The sequence below is a fragment of the Allobosea sp. 05T433 genome (assembly GCF_056396065.1).
On sequence record NZ_JBFTKS010000003.1, the window covers coordinates 367,180 to 386,100 of the forward strand.

Consider the following 18,921-nt stretch of genomic DNA (forward strand, 5'->3'; position numbering starts at 1 on the left):
AAAGGGCGCCGCATGGCGGCGCCCTTCAGAGGTCTGGCAGAGGAAACCGCTCAAACGCAGCGGCCACCATCCACCGCAAGCACGCTGCCCGTCACCATTTCCGACTCGTCGGAGCATAGGAAGAGCGCCGCGTTGGCAATGTCCTGCGGCGTCGAGAAACGGCCCCAGGGAATCGTGCTGGTGAAAGCCTTGCGCTTCTCGGGAGTGTCCTCCCCCATGAAGGTCGCAAGCAGGGGCGTCTCGCCGGCAACAGGCGCGATCGCATTGACACGGATGCGGTCAGGCGCGAGTTCGACGGCCATCGACTTCGAGAGCAGGTTCGCCGCCCCCTTGGAGCCGTTGTACCAGGTCAGCCCGGGGCGCGGACGCAAGCCCGCAGTCGATCCGATATTGAGGATCACCCCGCCGCCATGCTCGCGGAAATGGGGCACGACCGCCTTGGCCATCAGGTAGATCGACTTCACGTTGACGTCGAAGACGCGGTCGAACTCCGCTTCCGAGACGTCAAGCATTGGCTGGTTACGGTGGCTGATGCCGGCATTGTTGACGACGATATCCAGCCTGCCGAGCCGGGTGATCACCTTCGCGACCGCCGCATCGACGCTCTTTCCCTTGCCGACATCGCACGCGACGGCAAATGCCTTGCGGCCGATCGCCTTTGCCGCCTCCTGCGCCTTCTCGCGATTGATATCGAGTACAGCCACCCGCGCGCCCTCACGCACGAAGGTTTCGGCGATGCCGAAGCCGAACCCTTGCGCAGCGCCGGTAACCAGCGCGGTCTTGCCCTTCAGTCTCATGCTGTTTCCTCGTGATCTTCTTTGAGGTGATGACATTGGGACGATTTGCGGCCGGCCAAAAATGCGTTTTTGCGATTGCCCGGATACCGAAATCCTATGGCCGGCCCGATCGCACGACAGACAGGCCGGAGGACCCTGGGTCTAGCCGATCTCCTCACGCAGCATCTCGAGCTCCAGCCAGCGCTCTTCGGCCTGGTGGATCTCGCGTGTGACCTCGTCCAGCCGGGCCGTTGCCTTGGCAAAGAGCTTGGGATCGCGCGTGTAAAGATCGCCGGAGACAGCCGTGTTGAGCTTGGCGGCCTCCCCCTGAAGGGCCTCGATGCGCTTCGGCAGCGTCTCCAGTGCGTGCTTCTCGTTGAAGGAGAGCTTCCGCTTGCTGGATGCCACCGTCGCGGCAGCAGCCGGCTTGGCGGCTGGAGCAACGGCCTTCTCCGCCACAGCACGCGCCTTCGCGCCGACGCCGCGGCCACGCTGCGCAAGCATGTCGGAATAGCCACCCGCAAACTCGGTCCAGATTCCGTCCCCATCCGAGATCAGCGTCGCGGAAACCACACGGTCGATGAAGTCGCGGTCATGGCTGACCAGCAACACCGTCCCCTGGTAGTCCGCCAGCAACTCCTGAAGCAGGTCCAGCGTTTCGAGATCGAGATCGTTGGTCGGCTCGTCCAGGACCAGCAGGTTCGATGGCTTTGCCAGGGCCCGTGCCAGCATCAGCCGCCCGCGCTCGCCCCCCGAGAGCGCTCCAACCGGCGTGCCGCGCTGGATCGGCTGGAACAGGAAGTCCTTCATGTAGCTGATGACATGGCGCGGCTGCCCGCCGACCATGACCTGGTCGGAGCCGCCGCCAGTCAGAGCATCGCCGAGTGGCGTCGCCGGGTCGAGGCTTTCACGGCGTTGGTCGAGCGTCACCATTTCGAGCGAGACGCCGAGCTTGATCTTGCCGGAATCCGGCTGCAGCGCTCCGGTCAGCAGGTTGATCAACGTGGTCTTGCCAGCGCCATTCGGTCCGACGATGCCGATCCGGTCTCCGCGCGCCACGCGCAGCGAGAGATTCTTGACCACAACATTGTCGTCATAGGCCTTGGCGACGTCGATCGCCTCGATCACCAGCTTGCCCGACATCTGGGCCTCGCTGGCCTCGAGCCGGACCGAACCGACCGCACCGCGCGCCGTGCGGCGCTGGTCGCGCAGCGCATGGAGATCGCCGAGGCGGCGCTGGTTGCGTGTGCGACGTGCGCTGACGCCGTAGCGCAGCCAGTCCTCCTCGCGCGCGATCTTGCGGTCGAGCTTGTGCCGGTCGAGTTCCTCCTGCGCCAGCACCTCGTCACGCCAGGCCTCGAATTCGCCAAAACCACGATCCATGCGCCGCGTCTGGCCGCGATCGAGCCAGATCGTCGCGCGCGAAAGCGAGGTCAGAAAGCGCCGGTCGTGGCTGATCAGGACCATGGCGGAGCGCAGCGACTTCAACTCCTGTTCAAGCCACTCGATCACCGGCAGGTCGAGATGGTTGGTCGGTTCGTCGAGCAACAGGATGTCGGGCTCCGGCGCCAACACACGCGCCAGCGCCGCCCGACGAGACTCGCCGCCCGACATGGTGGCCGGGTCCTCATCTCCGGTCAGGCCCAGCTCCTCGACGAGATAACGGGCGCGGTAGGCATCGTCGCCAGGGCCGAGGCCAGCCTCGACATAAGCAAGCGACGTCCTGTAGCCGGTGAAATCCGGCTCCTGCGGCAGGTAGCGGACAGTCGCCCCCGGCTGCAGGAAGCGCTCGGCGCTGTCGGGCTCGACCAGCCCGGCCGCGATCTTGAGCAGCGTCGACTTGCCCGAGCCGTTTCGGCCGACCAGGCAGACCCGCTCGCCCGGCGATACTGCGATCTCCGCGCTTTCGAGCAGGGGCTGGCCGCCAAAGGTCAGGGCGACGTCGCGCAGGTGGAGCAGAGGAGCCATTCGATACCCGTTGATTGTCGAGCGGTCGGGATAGACTGGCACGCCCGGCCTGTCACTCCGCCACGGCGTCACGGCCCCTTGCGCAATGCAATATCCATTATAGGGTACAAAACGTATCTCTTAATGGATAGACTGCCGTGACCCGCCCTCCTTCCCGCAGAGCCCGCAATGCCAGGATCGGCGACAATGGCGGCCCGCCGCTCGAAGACACGGCCCAGCGCCAGCCGGAATGGGGCAAGGGCGAGATCGGACGCTATTTCGACTGGCGCTTTGCGTCGCGCAAGGCCTGGAAGAAGCCGCCCGCTATCGCTTTGCGACGTCAGGAGCGGGCCGAGGAGCTCGGCCTGACCTATGAGGAATACACGCTCGAAGTCATGGAGCGGGGCTATTTTCCGCAGCCGGAGGATGTCACGGCGATTGTCGCCAAGCGCGAGGAGAGGCGTAAGGCCGGCGGCATCGTCGGCCAGTCTTTGAAGGGAATGCGCCTGAAACGGCAGCGCGATTAGGCCTCAAGCCGCTTCCTGAGCCAGCGCGTCGCCGGTCGCTCGAACCAGCGATAGATCAGCACCGAAGCGATCACCGAGGCGCTGAGTGCCGTCAGGACATAGAGGCCGGGCCAGCCCGGAGCCACACGTGCAAAGATTTCGCGAAGCGCCCGGATCGCAAATGGGTGAACGAGATAGAGCGCGTAGGAAGCATCGCCGAGACCGGCAAGGCCGCGAACAAGGGCCGATGGCGCCGAATTGCCGCTGCCGGATGACGCCGCCGCGACCAGGAGCATGGCAGCCGAACCCCGCAGCAGGAAGGACATCCAGGGCGTGTCTGCCCCGGGAAGCCAGGCTGCCAGCAGCAGGATCGCGACGCCCAGGGCAGCAACGAGCCAGCGCGGCCCACCCGTGAGCCGAAAGCCCTGCCGCCTCAACAGGGCCAACCCCATCCCGGCGGCGAATTCCAGCACGATCGGCTGCCCCCAGAAGCCGAATGGCAATGGCAGGGGGCCAGACAGAGCCTCGGTCGCAACCAGCACCGCGAGCGCCAGCGTCACCACCAGGACGACTGCGGCCCGCGGCAGGAGGAGCGCTGCGCCGAACAGCACGTAGAACAGCATCTCGTAGTTCAGTGTCCAGCCGAGCGAGTAGACGGGCTGGACGAGACCGGCAGATGAGACGGCCGGCCAGAACAGATAGGATGCCAGAATCTGCCCGAGATCGGGCGCAGCCGAATTGAGCGCACCGGGGAGCAGCAATCCCGCCAGCAGGAACAGCGTCGTCGCCGCCCAGTAGAGCGGCACGATGCGGGCAAGCCGGCGCGTCAGGAACAGGCGAGGCGCATCCTTGCGACCAAAGAGCTCGCCGGACGCATGCACCATGATGAAGCCGGAGACGACGAAGAAGATATCGACGCCAGCCATCCAGGGCACGAGATGGGAGGGCGTGAAACTCGCACCCGAGCGCTGGGCCAAAGCAAGCGCGTCCGGCTGGACGTGATGCACGGCGACCATGAATGCCGCGAAGGCGCGCAGAACCTGGATGCCATAGAGCTGGGACAAGGAGCGGAAAAGCCCTGACGAGAGAATGCGGCGCTCTGCGCTGATCGCGAAGCGTAGCTGCTACCCGCCGTTCACGGAAACCACAATCGGGCTTTGTCGTCGAGACCAAAGCGGGCCGGAGATTCCGCAATGGCTGCAAGCCCCTGCTCGGCAGCGTCCGGTGCCGTGATGACGTGCAGGGCGAAGCGCGCCGCAAGTTCCTCCATCGGCGGCTTGCCATTGAACATGGCATGAAGCGCGGCATTCCCCGCGAGCGGCAGGAGGCGCGGCACGATTCCGCCGGCGATATAGACGCCACCGGTCGCCTTGAAGATAAGGGCGAGATCGCCGGCAACACGCGCCAGCAAGCGCCAGAAGCGGATGACCGCCATCAGCGCGGCAGGGTTGCCGTCGAGCGCCAGTGTCGTCACATCAGCGGCGCTGACCCGCGCCTCCTCCATGCCTGTTTCGCTGGCGATGGCGCGATGCAGGCGCACCAGACCATCACCGCTCAAGAGCGCCTCGACCGTGACGCGCGGCAGACCGGCCGCCAGCGCCGGCCAGATCTTCTCCTCCGCCTGATCCTCGGGCCCGACGCCGATATGCCCGGCCTCGGTCGGAATCAATGCGCCCCTGCCATTCCGGCTGACCAGAGCTGCCGCACCAAAGCCGGTCCCGGGTCCGAGCACGAGACGCACTCCCTCCGCCTCGGGCTGCCCCGGCACCAAGGTGACCATGTCCTGCGGCTTCAAGACAGCGAGCGAGGCGGCGAGCGCCTCGAAATCATTCACCAGCAGCCCCTGCACCAGCCCAAGCTCGGCGGCCATGCCAGGCCCGTCGAAATGCCAATTGGCATTGGTCAGCTGGGCAGTACGTCCATCGAGCGGCCCTGCTACCGCAAGAACCGCCGAGCGAGGGCGTGGATCGAGAGATGCCAGAACTGAGGCCAGCGCTGCATCTGGTGTCGGATAACTGCCGGTCTGGATACGCGCCAGCGGCTCAGGCCGTGCACCGGCGTGCTGCACGAGCGAAAGGCGGGAATTGGTCCCACCAATATCAGCAACGAGGACCGGGTAGGCAAAGGGCTCGGCGCGCATCGCTCAGGCCTGCTTTTTCCAGTCGGAGAACCAGCCTAACCCCTCGAGCGTCCCGGCCCTTGGCCGGTACTCGCAGCCGACAAAGCCAGTATAGCCGAGACCGTCGAGTTCAGCGAACAGACGCGGATAATCCGGGCCAAGCGCGTCCGGTTCATGGCGGCCATTGGCGCTGGCGATCTGGACGTGGCCGACCAGCGGATAGAGCGCCTTGAGCTTGCCCGAAACGTCGCCGTGGATCAGCTCGCAGTGATACATATCGAACTGCAGCCTGACATTAGGCCGCCCGGATTCGCGGACATAAGCCGCGGCCACATCGAAATCATTGAGAAAATAGCCCGGCATATCCTTGCCGTTGATCGGCTCGAGCAGGAGATCGATGCCATGCTCGGCGAGCTTGTCAGCGGCATAGGCGAGCGAAGCACGATAGGCCGCCTGGGCGGCCGGATCCACGGGATCGGCATGTCCCGCCATCATGTGCAGGCGCTTGACCCCGGTGGCATGCGCATAGGTCAACGCGGTTTCGACGGAGGCGCGGAACTCCGCCTCCCGGCCCGGAATGGCGGCCATGCCGCGCTCGCCCTTGGCCCAGTCGCCCGGCGGCAGATTGAACAGCGCCTGCTCGAGTTCAGCCCCCGCCAGCGCAAGGCTCACCTGCTCGACAGGGTGTTCATAGGGGAACAGGAACTCCACGGCCTCGAAGCCAGCCTCCGCGGCCGCCTTGAAGCGGTCGAGGAACTCCCACTCGTTGAACATCATCGACAGATTGGCGGCAAAACGCGGCATGGCATCCTCAGGCAAACGAAACGCGTGCCAACCTATCGGGCTGCACGCCCTGCGTCATGTGAGAACGCAACAGAGGAGCTTTGCGTTCCGATGGGAGATCAGCCTCCTCGTCGCGAAGTCATCCCGGATGACCAGCGGGCCCGGGGACATCGCGAGGGAACTCGGGAGCGCTGCTATTTCTTGGCAGGCGCCGCCGGCGGGTTCGGATCCCTGGAGAAATTGCGGAAGACCATGTCCGGCGAAGAGGTATTGTGACGCGAGTGGGTCGTGCGGCCCATCCAGATATCGCTCGCCTTGCCGCCGCTGAAGGGCATCAGCAGTTCCTCGCGCCAGCCCTTGGCTCCGGGCTCGCGTATGGCGATGCGGGCGACGTCGTTGTTGAACTCGGTGACGTACATCGACCGCAGCGCCACAAAGGCCTTGCCGCCGGTAACCGGCTTGTCGAGCACGGCATCCAGCACCATGCGGTTCTCGTCGACACTGTCGAGCTTGAGCGTCGCAGCCGAGCCATCCTTGAAGTTCATCTTGAAGGAGGTCGTCTTCGGGTCGAACTCGATCTCCTTGATGTTCACCACCGGCCGTGCGCCATCCTGTTCGATCGGTCCGAACAGGAAGGATGAGCCGTAGGAGGAGAAGCCGAGATGTTGCGGCGGCATCGGCCGGGCGCGCCAGTAGCCGTCCTGCGGGTAGACCACGAGGACTTCATAGGATTTGTCCTTGCCGAGCTTCCAGAGCTGCACGAGATGCAGGCCCTTCTCGACCCGGTCTCCAACCTTGAAAGTGGTGTCCGACGGCCGCCAGAAGGTCGGGAAGGTGTAACCGACGAGCCAATAATCGATGCTCTCGTAGAAGGTGACCCGGCGCGGCGGTGTCGGCGCGGTGAAGACGGGGTCGCCGGTCATATCGCAGGCGGTCCAGTCTGCGTCCCAGTTATCGCGGACCAGCCCGGCGATATAGGCCGGATGTGCCGCCTCGATCTGGAACCGCCGCACTTCAGGCGAGATCGCCTTGATCGTGACGTTGTCCTTCTCGGCGCAAAGCACCGGCTCCGACTCGTTCTTCACCTCGACAGCGACATCGCCCGCAGCGTGCACCGGCGCGGCGAGAAGCAGGAGAGAGAGCGAGAGAGCGATTGGGCGGGCGAGGCTGAACATGACCATCCTTCGAAAACGGCTTTCGACGCCAGCATGGCGAAGGCCTGATGAATGCAAGCTGGCTGGTTCCCTCTTAGGGCGTGCGGGCAGCCGATGAAAGCATGCGCCTGCAGAGACGGAGGCTCAGCAGGCGGTCGTTTCAACCGATGACAGGCAGTGGTTCACGGCTGACTCGCGCCATCGGGGAACGCGTGCAAATACAACTTCTGCTGGCCGGAGCCCTGATGCTCCTCATCGGGCTGGTCCACTCCGTCCTCGGCGTCCTGGCGGCGACGAAGGGCAGGCATCGGGGCCGGCTCGTCTCCTTGCGGCAGCGGTGCTGGTCCGGCGGGGGGCCGGCAGTTTGAGCAATGCGACGATGCCCGCTGCTCAGCCCTGCAGGATAGCGTAGACATCGCCAGAGTTCGCCGAATGCGGCAAATCACGCAGGTAGCCGCCCATTGCTTCGGCGCTGGCCTCCTCGGAGAGTTCAAGGAACTGGCTTTCACCGAGTGCAACGTTGAAACGGTACGGCCCCATAGTCTCGAGCAGCGCGAGGCAGCCCTCAGCGACATCGCGCTGGATCGTGGTGAACTCGAACGAGATCACCGGCACCCGCCGCGAGAGCCCGGCAAGGACATTGGCCTCGAAACCCTCGACATCGATCTTGATGAAGGCGGGCTCGCCATAGCGCGAGATCAGAGCATCGAGCGTCGTGCAAGGCACCGTGATCTGGCGATCCCAGACCTGGTCTGCCCAGCCCTCGGCGCCGCGGGCGGCACCGACGAACTGCTCGGAGACGGTCGAGACGGTCGGATTCGCACTGTTGATCCTGAGCGTCACAGTACCGGCCCGGTCGCCGCAGGCGGCCTGTACCAGAGTGACATTCGGATCCCGACCGTGAATGAGGCGAATGGCGCGCGCCGGGCCGGGTTGCGGCTCCAGCGCAACAACCCGCGCACCGAGCCGACGGAAGGAGGAAATCCGGTCGCCGACATGGGCTCCGATATCGAAAGCGAGATCGCCGGGCTTCAGGAAACTTGCATAGAGCGCATCCATTGCCGCGTGGCGTTCGCGATCACGATGATAGACCCTGAGCGAGCGCGCAATCGCCTTGGCCGTACCCTTGGGATAGGTCACCCCCGTCACGCGTGCGTCTCCGCCTGGATGGCGACAAGTTCGGCCGGAGCATCGAAATCCTCAGGGATACCGCAGAGACCGCGGGCGACGAACCATTCGCCCAGCGCCGGTGCGGCGGTCAGCATGGCAAAGGGAATCGCCAGCACATAGCCGGCAGTCAGCGGCAGCGACCAGAGCAGCACCGCTGGCGACAAGATGGCGAGCGTAACGAAGATATAGAGCCCGAAAAGCAGATGCGGCCACAAACCTGCGAATGCCGTCGCAAAGGACAACGCGTGTGCGTCGCGCGACTGGCCGTTCCAGCCGATCTTCGCTCGCCCGAAGGCTAGGCCGATCATGAACAGCGTCGTGCGGAAGGTCGAGACCGCTCCCTGCAGGAAGGCAAAGACGATCTCGATCAGCGACGAGGCGATGAAACGGCCCGTGCCGCCGTAACGCTTCGTGCCTCCTCTGGTCAGCAGGATATCGGCAAAGCCCGCCAGCTTGGGCGAGAGATACATCGTGAAGAACATCACGTAGAGGAAAGCCGCGAGCCCCGCCGGGTATCCGGCGATATTGCCATCCTCGAGCACCTTCCAGGGCAGTAACGCGATCATCAGCGTCCAGGCGGGCAGGCCGAGGAACATCAGGATCGCCCAGACGAGCTGGAAGCGGCTCATCGGCTTCAGGCCCGGCAGATCGAGCAGCTTGAGATATTGCAGGTTGCCCAGGCACCAGCGCAGATCGCGCTTGGCGAATTCGAGCATGGTCGGGGGGTTCTCCTCCCAGCTTCCCATCTCCTCCGGCAGCACGCGCACCTCATAGCCGGCGCGGCGCATCAGGGTCGCCTCGACCTGATCATGGCTCATCACCGCCCCGCCCAGCGGCGGGCCGCCAGGCAGCACGGGCAGATGGCATTCATCGCGGAAGGGCGCGATCCGCACCATGGCGTTGTGCCCCCAGAACGGCCCGCACTCGCCGATCCACCAGGCCGAGCCCATCGTGTAAGGGCGCATGCCGTGACGCATGCCGAATTGGAAGATCCGAGCGAAGGCCGACCTGCTCGGCATGCCGACGACAAGGCTCTGCAGGATGCCGAGCCGCGGATGGGCCTGCATCATGCGGGTCAGCCTGACGATCGCCTCGCCCGACATCACGCTGTCGGCGTCGAGCGGCAGCATCAGCTCGTAGCGATCGCCCCAGCGCTCGCAGAATTCACGGACATTGCCGGCCTTGAAGCCGGCATTGTCGGTCCGGCGGCGATAGGTCACCCGGCCGCTCTCGCCGAGCTCGCTCGCCCACCCCTCGGCGAGCGCCTCCTCCGCAGCGGCGACACGAGGATCATTGCTGTCGGAGAGCACGAAATAGTCGTACCAGCCGCCCTGCCCTGTCGCGTCAAGGCTTTGCTTGACCACGCGCAGGCGACGGAAGGCCCGCGCGGGGTCCTCGTTGCGAAGGGTCATCAAGACTGCAGTGCGAACCGCCAACGGTGTCGCGACATCGCCGTCAGCGGCGAACGGCGCAACCTGCTCGCGCCCGTCCTCGACCCCATGCAGCAGCCAGAGCCCGATTGCAGCATTCCAGAAGCCGAGCACGGTCCAGGGAGCGCCGAACAGGAAGGCGACGAAGATCACCATATCGGCAAGCGTCCAGCCGCCCGCTCCCAGCACCCGCGACACCCCGAAGAGAAGGCCGGCGAGCGTGACGAGATTGAGCACGAGAACCAGCAGTCGGCGGGCCCGCAGCACGCCGATCGTCTGCAGCCCGGCGGGGGTCAGCCCCGGCAGCGCATCGCCTGCCTCTTGCGCCGCCGGCTGGAACGTGGTCGGAGCGGGGCGCTGGTTCATGGCGGTTTCCGTCATGCGATGGTGCAAGGCGAGGGTCTGCTCAACATGGCGCAGGAGCTAAAGCCGGCATTCGCAGCCGGCGCAAGTTCGACGGCGATGGGCCTCTGGTATGTGGCGCCGCGTGAATGCGCCCTGAACACCGTTACGGTGCCCCCGGTGGGACCGGGTGATTGCCTTGTTCGCACGCTCTGGAGCGGCATCAGCCGTGGCACCGAGCGCCTGGTATTCGAGGGGCGCGTGCCGCCGTCCGAGCACGAGCGCATGCGCGCGCCCTTCCAGGAAGGAGCGTTCCCGTTCCCGGTCAGATATGGCTATTGTGCCGTCGGGCTGGTTGAAGACGGGCCGGCCGATATCATTGGCAAGACGGTGTTCTGCCTCCATCCGCATCAGAGCCATTTCGTGGCGCCGCGCGAACGCCTAACGGTTGTGCCCGATGCCGTTCCTGCTCGCCGCGCGGTGCTCGCCGCCAATATGGAAACAGCGCTGAACGCGCATTGGGATGCCGCATCAGGTCCCGGCGACCGCATCGTCGTCGTCGGCGGCGGCGTGCTCGGCCTGCTGGTTGCCTGGATTGCGGCGCGGATGCCCGGTGCCGATGTGACCCTGGTCGATATCGACCCCGGCCGCGCGACGCTGGCGGAACAGCTCGGCTTCGGTTTCGCCCGGCCCGGCGCCACCCCCGAGAACGCCGATCTCGTCTTCCATGCCAGCGCCTCGGCGCCAGGGCTTGCCACGGCGATAGCAGCGGCCGGTTTCGAGGCCCGCATCGTCGAGCTGAGCTGGTATGGCGAGGGCGTTGTGCCCGCCGCGCTCGGCGGCGCCTTCCATTCCAAGCGATTGCAGATCGTCTCCTCGCAGGTTGGGCAGGTCTCACCTTCGCGCCGTTCCCGATGGGACTACGCCAGGCGCGCCCAGGCCGCGATGGCCCTCCTCGCCGACGAACGTCTGGACGGGCTGATCACGCAGGAAATCCTCTTCGCCGACGCTCCGGCGCAGCTTCCCGGCGTGCTGTCAGCAGATTGGCGCGGGCTTGCGGCAGTGCTGCGCTATTGACCTGACACAGGCGCGTTGGCCAAGACAGGAGCCTGCCGACGCGCCGGCTCAAGGGAGTTGCAAATGTTTTCCGTCGAAGTCCGCGACCGCATCATGATCGGCCACTCGCTGCCCGATCCGTTCTTCGGCCCGGCGCAGAACATGCACGGCGCAACTTTCGTGGTCGATGTCGCCTTCTTCCGCGAGCGGCTTACGCGCCAGAATGTCGTGGTCGATATCGGCGCCGCGCTCGACGTGCTGAACAAGACGCTGAAGCCGTTGAACTATCAGAACCTCGATACGCTGCCGCAGTTTTCCGGCGTGCTCACCACCACCGAATTCCTCTGCAAATACATCTTCGACGCGATCGCTGGAGCCGCGAAGTCGGGGGCCCTCGGCGAGGACGGCGCCGGGCTGTCCCGCATCCGCGTCACCTTACATGAGACCGACCTCGCCCGCGCCAGCTATGAGGGCGCCCTCGCGTGAGCGAGATCGTCTTCGCGATCCCCGGCGAGATCGACCTGCCTACGGGCGGCTACGGCTATGATCGTCGCCTCCTGCGGGAATGGCGCGCGAACGGCGTCGCGGCGCGGCATCTCCCCCTCCCCGGTTCCTTCCCAAACCCGACGCCGCAGGATCTCGACGAGACCCGGCGGCTGTTTCTGTCACAGCCTTCCGATCACGTCCTGCTGATCGACGGATTGGCCTATGGAGCCTTTCCGGAAAACATCGCAGCCGGCCTGGCCGGTCGCGTGGTCGCGCTGGTGCACCACCCCCTCGGCTTCGAAACCGGACTTGAAACGGAGCAGGCCCGAGCGCTGATTGCGCGCGAAACCGCCGCCCTGCGTCATGCGAGCGCCATCATCGTCACGAGTCCGGCGACCAAGCGCCTTCTGGTCTCCGATTTCGGAGTCCCCGCCGGGCGCATCGCAGTGGCGGAACCCGGCGTCGATCGGGCACCGCGTGCTGCCGGCGGGCGCCCGGACGAGCCGCTGCAACTGCTCGCGGTCGGGTCCCTCGTCCCGCGCAAAGGCTACGACATCCTGGTTGAGGCCTTGCGCCCGCTGCAGGGCCTTGCCTGGCGGCTCACGATCATCGGCGCAGCCGACCGTGCACCCGCGACAACGCTCGCGCTCAAGGCACAGATCGCGTCTTCCGGGCTTCAAGACCGGATCACGCTGGCGGGGGCCGTCGGCGAGGCCGAGCTGGCGCAGGCTTATGACAAGGCCGACACTTTCGTGATGCCCTCCCTCTTCGAGGGATATGGCATGGTGCTGACCGAAGCGATGGCGCGAGGCCTGCCGATCCTGTGCACCACCGGCGGCGCAGCAGCTGAAACAGTGCCGGATGCCGCCGCCATCAAGGTTGCTCCCGGCGATGCCGGCGCATTGACCAGGGCGTTGAGGGAGCTTCTGGCTCAACCGACTGGCAGAAAGCGCCTCGCCGATGCCTCCTGGGCCGCGGCCGAGACATTGCCTCGCTGGCAAGACACCGCGACGATCGTCGCCGAGACCTGCCGAAAGGTGTTTGCATGAGCGGCTTTTCTCCAGACTGGCTGGCCCTGCGCGAGCCGGCCGATCACTCGGCACGCAACCCGCAATTGCTTGCAGCCGTTGGCGCCCATTTCTCCAGCCGTCCATCGCTCACCATCGTCGATCTCGGCTGTGGCGCAGGCTCCAACCTACGCGGTACCTATTCCGCGCTACCCGCCCGGCAGCACTGGACGCTCGTCGATTTCGATGAGCGCCTGCTTGGCGTCGCTCGCGAGCGCCTCGCGGCCTGGGCCGATGACGTCCGCGAGCAGGGCGAGGAGCTCGTTCTGAGCAAGGGCGGCAAGACGATCACCGTCGATACCCGCAAGGCGGACCTGAACAAGGATCTCGAATGGGTCCTGGGCTGGCAGCCCGATCTGGTGACCGCCGCAGCCCTGTTCGACCTCACCTCGAAGCGATGGCTCGAACGCTTCGTCGCCGCACTCGTGAGCCAGAACGTCCCGCTTTACACGGTGCTGACCTATGACGGTCGCGAGCAGTGGCAGCCGAAACATGACGCCGACGCCAGGGTCCTGGCGGCCTTCCACCATCATCAGCACAGCGACAAAGGCTTTGGTCCAGCCGCTGGACCGGATGCTACGGAGGCGATGGCCGAGGCTTTCCGCAAATCCGGCTTCGCGGTTTCCACCGGCGAAAGTCCGTGGTTGATCGACGAGAGCCAGCGCGAATTGGCGGAGGCCCTGACCAAGGGCATCGCCGAGGCGGTCACCGAAACCGGCCATGTCGACCCCGCCACGGTCGCAGACTGGCTGGAGGCCAAGCGCGCGACCGTGTCCGGGCTCGTCGGCCATCAGGACCTCTGGGCCCGGCCCGTCTGAAGCGGGTCGGCTAGCGCGATCCCGGCCACATCCGCCGCAGCACACCGTCTTTACGGATGAAACGGTGATAGATCACGGCTGCGATATGCGCTGCGATCAGCAGGGCCATGCCGAGCGCCAGCCACCCGTGGATATTGAGCACCCTCTTCGCCATATCCTCGTTCGGCGCAGCGAGTGCCGGTAGATCGAACAGATCGAAGATCGTCAGCGCTGGAAAGAGCGACACACCGATCCAGCCCAGGATCGGCACGATGAGCAGCAGGCCGTAGAGCAGCCAATGCACCAGATGCGAACCGGCCTTGTGCCACCACAGCAGGGTCGGCTCGTCGGACGGGGCGCCATGCAGCAGGCGATAAGCCAGTCGCCCGGCCATCAGCCAGAGCAGCGTGAAGCCGATCAGCTTATGCGCGCTGTAGAGAGAATTGGTCAGTGCATCCCAGATATCCAGCGTCTTGYCGCGATAGGTCATCGCCAGGCCAAGCGGGATCATCACGAGGACGAGCGCAACGATCAGCCAGTGGAACCCCCGCGCGACCGGGCTGTAGATCTCTCCCATGCCCGATTTGGCGGCCTTGGCGTCGTGACTGATCACCCTGCTCTCCCATGGCTTCCTGTGATTGGGTATGCTGCTACCTTCGCCCATTCATCTCGCGTTCAATCTCACCTTCCTATACAGCTGGCGGCAACAGATTGGATGGCTGCTAAGTTCAGCCGACGTGAGGGTTTTGGCAACGGGAACCGTCTGCCCCCGGGAACGTTTCGAAACCGGGGTCAGTCGCGCATCCCTAGCGATTTCCTGATCGTAGAATAAACATTCCTCCGCCGCTCGCCGGTGCAATCTGACGGACAGTTCGATGCCCAAGTCGCCGATGTCTAGGTCGCGTACGCTCTTCGGCCGCTCGCAAGAAACCAGCCTCGTGACGGTCGATCGTGCGATCGCCGAATTCCGCGCCGCCCGACCGGTGCTCTTGCGCGATGGCGTCAATCTGGCTCTGGCTCTGTCCGCGGAGCTCGCGGACGCTGATCTGGCTCAGCGTCTAGACGAACTTGCCCGCGGCCGAGCGCACCTCATTCTCAGCGCAGCGCGTTTGCGCAGGCTCGGAGCCAAGGGCCGGAGCGAGACCGGCATCCTGGCGATGCCGACGCTCGATCTTGCCCGGATCGAAACCCTTGCCTTGAAGATCGACGCCAAGGTCGATGCGCCCGTTGCGCCAGCCGGTTCGCTCGACGAAGCCGCGATCGAGCTCGCCAGGCTTTCGCTGGTTTTGCCAGCGACGATCCTTGTTCCGGTCGCAGCTGACGAGATCGCCGGAGAGCCGCTGGTCGAGGTCACCATTCAAGCGATCAACGCCTACCGGGGCGAACAGGTCGCATCGCTGGCGATCGTTGGGCGGGCGCCGGTGCCGCTGGAAGGTGCGCCGGAGACCGAGTTCGTCGTCTTCCGCGGCGGCGAGGGCCTGCGCGATCAGGTTGCGATCATCGTCGGCAAGCCGAATCTCGACACGGCCGTGCCCGTGCGCCTGCATTCAGCTTGCCTGACGGGTGATCTCTTCGGTTCGCTGAAATGCGACTGCGGCGACCAGCTGCGCGAGACCGTGCAGTGGATGGCAGAGAACGAGGGTGGCATTCTGCTCTATCTGGACCAGGAAGGCCGCGGCAACGGCATCTCCAACAAGATGCGCGCCTACCGCCTGCAGAGTCAGGGCTGGGATACCTATGACGCAGACGAGGTGCTCGGCTTCGACCTCGACCAGCGCCATTTCGATTTTGCCGCCACGATGCTGAAGCAGCTTGGCGTGACGAGCGTCACCGCCTTGACCAACAACCCGCTCAAGATCGGCGCGATCAAGGCTGCAGGCCTCGAGGTCGCCGCAACCCAGCGCGTGCTCGGCCGGCCGAACGTCCACAACGTCCGCTATCTCGCCTCCAAGCGGGACCGTGCCGGTCACTTCATCGACATGGACGCGTTGATGGCTCGCGCCGCCCCGACGGATTGATCGAGGCTGCAGCTTCGGGCAGAGCTCACTGATGTCCGAGCCCGGCACCGCCCCCCCTCCGGTTCCCTCGACACGCTGGCCGCTGGCCAGCGTGTTCTGCATCGTATTCTGCGCCTGGCTGGCTCTGTCCTGGCCCTGGCTTTCGGGAATCGTCACCATTCCCTGGGATGCAAAAGCGCATTTTCACCCACAGCTGCAATTCCTGGCGACGGCGCTGAACCGCGGCCTTTCTCCGTTTTGGACGCCCTATGTCTTTGCCGGATCGCCGCAGGTCGCCGACCCGCAATCCCTGATCTTTTCACCCCCCTTCGCGCTGATCGCGATCTTCAATCCGGCCCCGAGCTTTCGCTGGAGCGACGGCGCAGTGCTCGGCACCTTGCTGGCGGGCGCCCTCGCGGTTGTGCTGCTGTTTCGAGATCGCAACTGGCATCCGGCCGGTGCCGTCGTTGCAGCTCTCGCCTTCGCCTTCGGCGCCTCGGCAGCCTGGCGCATCCAACATATCGGGCAGGTGCTCAGTCTCGGCTACTTCGCCATAACGCTATTGCTGCTGTCGCGTGCGCTTGAACGCAGCTCGCTGATCTACGGCTTGGCAGCGGGCATCGTGGCCGGCTTCATGGTGCTTGGCCGCGATCAGGTCGCATTGCTCGGCGTCTATGTCCTGGCCGGGCTGGTGATCGCCGCCATTGCCATGGCCGACAGACCGCTGCGGGCCTTGCGCGCAAGCATCCTCCCGCTCCTCGCCGGGTCGCTCGGCGCCATCCTCGTCGCGACCGTTCCGATCCTGCTCACCGCCTTCCTGGCCCAGGAATCGAACCGTCCCGCCATCGATCTCATCGGTGCCGGAAAGGGTTCGTTGCACCCTGCATCCCTGCTCACCGGGCTGATCGCCAATCTTTATGGCGCGGCAGGGCCGCTCGAGAACTTCTGGGGGCCGCCGAGTCCTGCCTGGGAACAGCGGTTCGGACCGCTCGATCTCTATCTCGCCCGCAACATGGGCGAGCTCTATCTCGGCTTCCTGCCGATGCTGCTGATCCTGACCGTCGGACTGGTGCGTGGCGCGCTGCTGCGGCGTGAGATCATCGCGCTCGCCATCGCAACGCTGCTGGTGCTGGTCTACGCACTCGGTCGCTACACACCCGGTTTCCGGCTGATCTTCGAGGCGCTGCCCGGCGTGAGCTTCTACCGGCGGCCTGCCGACGCGCTCTTCATCCTGGGGGCGCTGCTTGCGATCCTCGGCGGCTATCTGACCCATCTCGTCATGACCGACACGGCGCCACGGACGCGGCTCTGGCAGGTGCTCGTCGAGGCCGCGCTCCTGGCCGGCGCCCTTGGGCTTGCCCTCTGGCTCGCCTGGACCGTCGGACGTGTCGGTGTCGCGACGATCCCGCTCGTCACGGCGCTGCTCTGCGCCCTCTTGAGCACGGGCGCGTTGGTTGCAGCACGCGGGCTCGCGCTGAGAGGGGCAACGCTGGCGGCCGCTGCCTTGCTGGCGGCGACGCTGACGGTGGATCTCTCCGTCAACAACGGTCCGAGCGAATCCACCGCCCTACCCTCGCAGAATTATGACGTCCTGCGCGCCGACAGCACGAACGAGACGATTGCTCTGCTCAAGCGTGAGACGGCCCGCACCGCCGCGCCGGACCGCCGCGACCGCATCGAGCTCGCGGGCATCGATTTCCACTGGCCCAACGCCAGTCTCGTCCATCAACTCGACAATACGCTCGGCTACAATCCCCTCAGGCTCGGTCTCTACAGCAAGGCCACGGGCGCGGGCGACCATGTCGCCTTGCCGGACCAACGCACGTTCTCGCCGCTGATGCCGGGTTACCGCTCACTGCTCGCCGACATGCTCGGCCTGCGTTTCATCGCGACCGGCGTCCCCGTCGAACAGATCGACAAGACCCTGAAGCCTGGCGACCTCGTTCAGATCGCCAGGACGCGTGATGCCTATGTCTACGAGAACCCGCGCGCCTTGCCGCGCGTGCTGCTTGTCGAGAAGGCCGAGCGGGCCGATTTCGGCGCGATCCTGGCAAGCGGCCAATGGCCGGCAGGTTTCGACCCGAGAACCACGGTCCTGCTGGAGAGGGCCCCGCCGCCCGTGCCCGCCGGGCCGGTTCAGCCCGGCTCGGTCCGCATCGTCGATTACGGCACCACCGAAGTCGCTCTCGAGGCGGATTCACCGCGCGGCGGCTATGTCGTGCTCAATGATGTCTGGCATCACTGGTGGCAGGTCGAAGTCGATGGCAAGCCAGCTCAGTTGCTTCGCGCCAATGTCCTGTTCCGGGCGGTCGCTGTGCCGCCAGGCCGATCGAAGATCCGCTTCGTCTTCCGCCCCTTCGAGGGGCTCTACGCCGATATCGGAGCCTGGCTGAAGGCGCAGCGGGCGCCTCCGGTCTGAAGCGCGCTCAGGCGAGCGCGGCCATGGCCGCGACAGGCATGGCCGGTTGCCCGGCCAGGACGCGGGTGACACCGGCCGGGTCGACCTCTCCATCCAGGATCGTCTCTTCGCGATGGATGCCGCCGGCGACGAAGAGGCTGTCGAAGCCCATCATGCGAGCCCCAGCGAGATCGGTCCGCACCGCATCGCCGATCACCAGAACCTTGTCGGTTTCGATCGCTCGGCCGCCCCGAGCCTCCCGGGCCGCAGCAAGCGCCAGGTCATAGGCCGGACGATGCGGCTTGCCGGCCCAGGCGACCGAACCGCCAAGTTCCTCGTAAATCGTCGCAAGCGCTCCGGCGCAGGGCAGCAGATCCTCGCCGACATGCACGACGAGATCGGGATTGCCGCAAATGAAGGGAAGCTTGCGCGCCGCCAAGCGCGTCAGCAGCGGACGGTAATCCTCTGGTGTCTCGCGCCGATAGTCGTTCAGCTCCGTCGCAACGACGAGCTCCGCCTGCGCTTCGTCGACGAGACTGACATCGAGGCCCGCAAACACGGCCCGGTCCGCCTGCCAGCCGATATGATAGATTTGCCGCGTCGGGCTCGCTGCGATGAGCGCCTTGGTCACATCGCCGGAGGTCACCAGCCGATCCCAGGCCTCGCGCGGAACGCGCTTGTCGTCGAGAACGCCGGCAATCTGCTCCGAGGGACCGGGCGCATTCGAGAGCAGCACGACTGCCCCGCCACGCTGCCGGAACTTGATCAACGCATCGCAAGCGGGTTCGAGGGCCCAGACACCGTCATGCACGACGCCCCAGACATCGCTGATGAGCACGTCATAGCCGGCGAGCAGATCGCCGGCCTGGCTCAGGATCGGAACGTTCATCTCA

At 65.6% G+C, this 18,921-nt stretch carries 17 protein-coding genes; 7 read left to right on the forward strand and 10 right to left on the reverse strand.

The window, feature by feature from the left end:
• Positions 1-50 precede the first annotated feature (50 nt).
• Both AC1DGP_RS06050 and AC1DGP_RS06055 read right to left on the reverse strand, forming a co-directional pair.
• Positions 51-797: a glucose 1-dehydrogenase gene (locus AC1DGP_RS06050; protein WP_113510863.1), complete on the reverse strand. Its 747-nt coding sequence runs from the start codon at positions 795-797 to the stop codon at positions 51-53.
• A 141-nt stretch (positions 798-938) separates the two neighbouring features.
• Positions 939-2,744, reverse strand: coding sequence for an ABC-F family ATP-binding cassette domain-containing protein (locus tag AC1DGP_RS06055; protein WP_476831834.1), 1,806 nt, complete (start codon positions 2,742-2,744; stop codon positions 939-941).
• Between the two features lie 137 nt (positions 2,745-2,881).
• On the opposite strand from AC1DGP_RS06055, the gene AC1DGP_RS06060 reads away from it, so the two are divergent.
• Entirely contained in the window at positions 2,882-3,250 is a 369-nt protein-coding gene (locus AC1DGP_RS06060; protein WP_476775223.1) for a hypothetical protein, read from the forward strand.
• Here the strand turns inward: AC1DGP_RS06060 and AC1DGP_RS06065 are convergent.
• From AC1DGP_RS06065 to mdoH, 6 genes are all read right to left on the reverse strand, one after another.
• On the reverse strand, positions 3,247-4,293 hold the full coding sequence (locus AC1DGP_RS06065; protein ID WP_441505162.1) for an acyltransferase family protein: 1,047 nt from the start codon (positions 4,291-4,293) through the stop codon (positions 3,247-3,249). The two genes, AC1DGP_RS06060 and AC1DGP_RS06065, sit on opposite strands and share 4 nt — an antisense overlap.
• A gap of 71 nt (positions 4,294-4,364) precedes the next feature.
• Complete coding sequence (locus tag AC1DGP_RS06070) at positions 4,365-5,369, reverse strand: glucokinase (protein WP_441489536.1); 1,005 nt, start codon at positions 5,367-5,369, stop codon at positions 4,365-4,367.
• 3 nt (positions 5,370-5,372) lie between these two features.
• Positions 5,373-6,152 (reverse strand): 2-oxo-tetronate isomerase, encoded by a 780-nt coding sequence (gene otnI, locus AC1DGP_RS06075; RefSeq protein WP_441505161.1) that lies wholly within the window; start codon positions 6,150-6,152, stop codon positions 5,373-5,375.
• A 173-nt stretch (positions 6,153-6,325) separates the two neighbouring features.
• Positions 6,326-7,306, reverse strand: a complete 981-nt coding sequence (locus AC1DGP_RS06080; protein ID WP_441505160.1) for a hypothetical protein — start codon at positions 7,304-7,306, stop codon at positions 6,326-6,328.
• A gap of 369 nt (positions 7,307-7,675) precedes the next feature.
• Positions 7,676-8,434, reverse strand: coding sequence for an FkbM family methyltransferase (locus tag AC1DGP_RS06085; RefSeq protein WP_476831835.1), 759 nt, complete (start codon positions 8,432-8,434; stop codon positions 7,676-7,678).
• Positions 8,431-10,251: a glucans biosynthesis glucosyltransferase MdoH gene (gene mdoH / locus AC1DGP_RS06090; protein WP_441505158.1), complete on the reverse strand. Its 1,821-nt coding sequence runs from the start codon at positions 10,249-10,251 to the stop codon at positions 8,431-8,433. Before mdoH ends, AC1DGP_RS06085 begins: the two co-directional genes overlap by 4 nt.
• A gap of 45 nt (positions 10,252-10,296) precedes the next feature.
• On the opposite strand from mdoH, the gene AC1DGP_RS06095 reads away from it, so the two are divergent.
• From AC1DGP_RS06095 to AC1DGP_RS06110, 4 genes are all read left to right on the forward strand, one after another.
• Positions 10,297-11,304 carry a zinc-dependent alcohol dehydrogenase gene (locus AC1DGP_RS06095; RefSeq protein WP_476831836.1) on the forward strand — a complete coding sequence of 336 codons (1,008 nt, stop codon included), beginning with the start codon at positions 10,297-10,299 and terminating at the stop codon, positions 11,302-11,304.
• A gap of 63 nt (positions 11,305-11,367) precedes the next feature.
• Positions 11,368-11,769, forward strand: a complete 402-nt coding sequence (locus AC1DGP_RS06100; RefSeq protein WP_113510869.1) for a 6-pyruvoyl trahydropterin synthase family protein — start codon at positions 11,368-11,370, stop codon at positions 11,767-11,769.
• Positions 11,766-12,818: a glycosyltransferase family 4 protein gene (locus tag AC1DGP_RS06105; protein WP_441505156.1), complete on the forward strand. Its 1,053-nt coding sequence runs from the start codon at positions 11,766-11,768 to the stop codon at positions 12,816-12,818. Before AC1DGP_RS06100 ends, AC1DGP_RS06105 begins: the two co-directional genes overlap by 4 nt.
• The gene (locus AC1DGP_RS06110; RefSeq protein ID WP_441505155.1) at positions 12,815-13,654 is read left to right on the forward strand and encodes an SAM-dependent methyltransferase; all 840 of its coding nucleotides are present in this window, start codon (positions 12,815-12,817) and stop codon (positions 13,652-13,654) included. Before AC1DGP_RS06105 ends, AC1DGP_RS06110 begins: the two co-directional genes overlap by 4 nt.
• 10 nt (positions 13,655-13,664) lie before the next feature.
• On the opposite strand, the gene AC1DGP_RS06115 is transcribed toward AC1DGP_RS06110, so the two are convergent.
• Complete coding sequence (locus AC1DGP_RS06115) at positions 13,665-14,246, reverse strand: cytochrome b (protein ID WP_476831837.1); 582 nt, start codon at positions 14,244-14,246, stop codon at positions 13,665-13,667.
• A gap of 277 nt (positions 14,247-14,523) precedes the next feature.
• Between AC1DGP_RS06115 and ribA the strand changes: the two genes are divergently transcribed.
• A complete protein-coding gene (gene ribA / locus AC1DGP_RS06120; protein ID WP_441505153.1) occupies positions 14,524-15,651 on the forward strand; it encodes a GTP cyclohydrolase II RibA in 1,128 nt (375 codons plus the stop codon).
• 31 nt (positions 15,652-15,682) lie between these two features.
• A complete protein-coding gene (locus tag AC1DGP_RS06125; RefSeq protein ID WP_476768077.1) occupies positions 15,683-18,049 on the forward strand; it encodes a glycosyltransferase family protein in 2,367 nt (788 codons plus the stop codon).
• A gap of 7 nt (positions 18,050-18,056) precedes the next feature.
• On the opposite strand, the gene AC1DGP_RS06130 is transcribed toward AC1DGP_RS06125, so the two are convergent.
• The gene (locus tag AC1DGP_RS06130; RefSeq protein WP_441505151.1) at positions 18,057-18,917 is read right to left on the reverse strand and encodes a TIGR01459 family HAD-type hydrolase; all 861 of its coding nucleotides are present in this window, start codon (positions 18,915-18,917) and stop codon (positions 18,057-18,059) included.
• Positions 18,918-18,921: the final 4 nt, after the last annotated feature.